The sequence below is a fragment of the Candidatus Dependentiae bacterium genome (genome assembly GCA_026389065.1).
GTDB lineage: Bacteria > Babelota > Babeliae > Babelales > Chromulinivoraceae > JACPFN01.
Genome location: JAPLIP010000052.1, coordinates 26,307 through 28,476, shown reverse-complemented (window position 1 = coordinate 28,476; position 2,170 = coordinate 26,307). Strand labels below are relative to the sequence as shown.

The 2,170-nt window shown below is 33.7% G+C and carries 3 protein-coding genes; all 3 read right to left on the bottom strand.

The window, feature by feature from the left end:
- Positions 1–139 precede the first annotated feature (139 nt).
- Positions 140–493: a hypothetical protein gene (locus NTU89_03620; protein ID MCX5923624.1), complete on the bottom strand. Its 354-nt coding sequence runs from the start codon at positions 491–493 to the stop codon at positions 140–142.
- 51 nt (positions 494–544) lie between these two features.
- Positions 545–1,177, bottom strand: a complete 633-nt coding sequence (locus NTU89_03615) for a hypothetical protein (GenBank protein ID MCX5923623.1) — start codon at positions 1,175–1,177, stop codon at positions 545–547.
- A partial coding sequence (locus NTU89_03610; protein ID MCX5923622.1) for a hypothetical protein occupies positions 1,174–2,170 on the bottom strand: 997 nt, incomplete at its 5' end. The genes NTU89_03615 and NTU89_03610, both read right to left, overlap by 4 nt.

Sequence of the window (2,170 nt, the reverse complement as noted above, 5' to 3'; positions counted from 1 at the left end):
CTGTTCCAGGCTTTACACTCTGGACAACAACCGATCCATTTTACGGTTTGATAAGAACATTGAAGACATTCGAAATAACTTTGTATTTTACTCATGCAAAAAGTATATCATTTTTTTGCTTTTGCACACATTGTTTTTCCTATAGTTTAACATCTTTGCCAGCGATTAATCTATCTGCAATTTCATTTAATCTTTCATAAGATAATTCGAATTCTGGACCAGCATCCATCATTGCCAACACTAATAGTATGTCGTCTAGGTTAGATCCTGGATCTGTTAAATACTGTGCGTACAGTTCATGCGCCCAATCACTAATAAGATTAATGTCAGTTTGTTCTGCTGTTAGGCGCTTTAGTTGGTAGCCAAACTGTTCTTTTGTATACATTGTTGTTTGTCTTTCATAAATTTCTGGGAATTCTAGAACAATTTCTGAACTGTTTAGCGCAGCGGTTTCTAAAACAAAACAGATCGCTTTTCCTGTGTCCTGTTTCAAAAAAGAATTATACAAGAGATTGATAATGCCGATCAAAAAGCTTAAATATATCTAAAATCCAAGCTTGCGTTTTATAGTTTTAATCCATCCAGTAGACTTTTTATTGTAATGCTTTTCTATGTCTGAATCATACTCATCATCAGCAGAGGATCGCCATACATCACTATAATCAACCAAGCTATTTCTGTATAAATTTATAGCTTTTTCATATCTTAAAAACTTTTCATGCTCTTGTTTTGAATCGATGATATCTTGCTCAGAAAGTTCATTTTTACCAACCACATCAACAGTATGAATAGGACCAGAGTCATCGAGTGAAAATATTACATATTCTGGCTTTTCTTCTATGATTTTTGTCCATTTAACTTTCAGATCTTGATAGTCTTTACTAGTCACTTCTATTTTAGGCATTTCTTTCCAGCGCTTATCATAATATTTATAATATGATCTATCAAAATCATGTTTTTCTTTGTCTGTTTGAAATTCAATTTGCGCTGATTCTTTAAAGCTATCCAACGACCAAATCAATACTGTTCCATTATAATCTGTAACCTGAACCTGCCCATCTTCAATCGGATCTAAGGCTAAATACAAATTATATAGCTCAAAATTTCTAGAGCCTGCGTCTTCAATAATCCAATAACCTGCAAGAACATTATTTAGTTTCAAAAATATTTTCTTCATACCGCTCTTTTGATATATGGCAATGCTGTAACAATATTACAAATTTCATCAGTAGGTCGTTTAAACATTATGCTCATCTCAAAGACATTATCGATTATTCCCATTCTGTAATAATGCACATTATCCCGAGACAAAATGTCTTCACTTATAGGATTTTCAAAAACATCCCAACAACTCTTAATTATTTTTTCATAATCCCAATGAGCCGGGAATTCTGTTTTAGTAAATTTAGCGCCATTAAAAGAATTCTCTAAGGTATATTCTAAACAGCCATTTGAAAGAGTGTTTGCTTCAATAATTTTTACCATCCCGGTAGACTCTAATCTATTACAAATACCAGCTAGGTGACCACCTTTAAATTGTATTTCAAAAGCCTGTAATTTATTGTTACGAACCAATTTACTCTCAAAATTAATAATATGATCTATGTCCAAATTAACCTTCATTGACGATCCCTCACACACATAAACTTTCTGTCTAAATTGTCTTAAAGTCGATTGATCAATCAATATATTAACTTTTGGAAATGAATGATCAAACATATGTTTTAGATCTATACATAAATCAACCTCAGAATAAGGCAATATTCCTCCAAGGTTTCTAATATCTTGAACAATCGCCTGAGCTGGTCTCGATATTGACACAGGTTTGTTAATATTAGCTTCTATTTCCATCAATTCATAAGCAAGATTGTTTGCTATGTTTTCTTGTGCGACTATTTCTAATTGTTCAGTTGCAAGAGCTAATTCTTGAGATACTTCTTCAAATCCTAACTCATCAGCAAGGACAAATGCTGCACCCTCAAGTGTGCGCATGATTTTAGCTTGTGACCTTACAGCTCCACAAATTCCACCAACTGCATGTATAATTTTTCCCGGAACTACAAAGTCAGCTCCAAAGCGAGTTATGGCTTCAACCCTTTCAGGGCCCGTAGAATTTGCCATTTGATTGCCAAGACTCTGCAGCGCTTGTGAAATCTCTGCGTTTCTTTTA

Excerpts from the sequence above, each read along its gene's own strand:
- NTU89_03615 (MCX5923623.1), bottom strand. The coding sequence starts at position 1,177 with ATGAAGAAAATATTTTTGAAACTAAATAATGTTCTTGCAGGTTATTGG.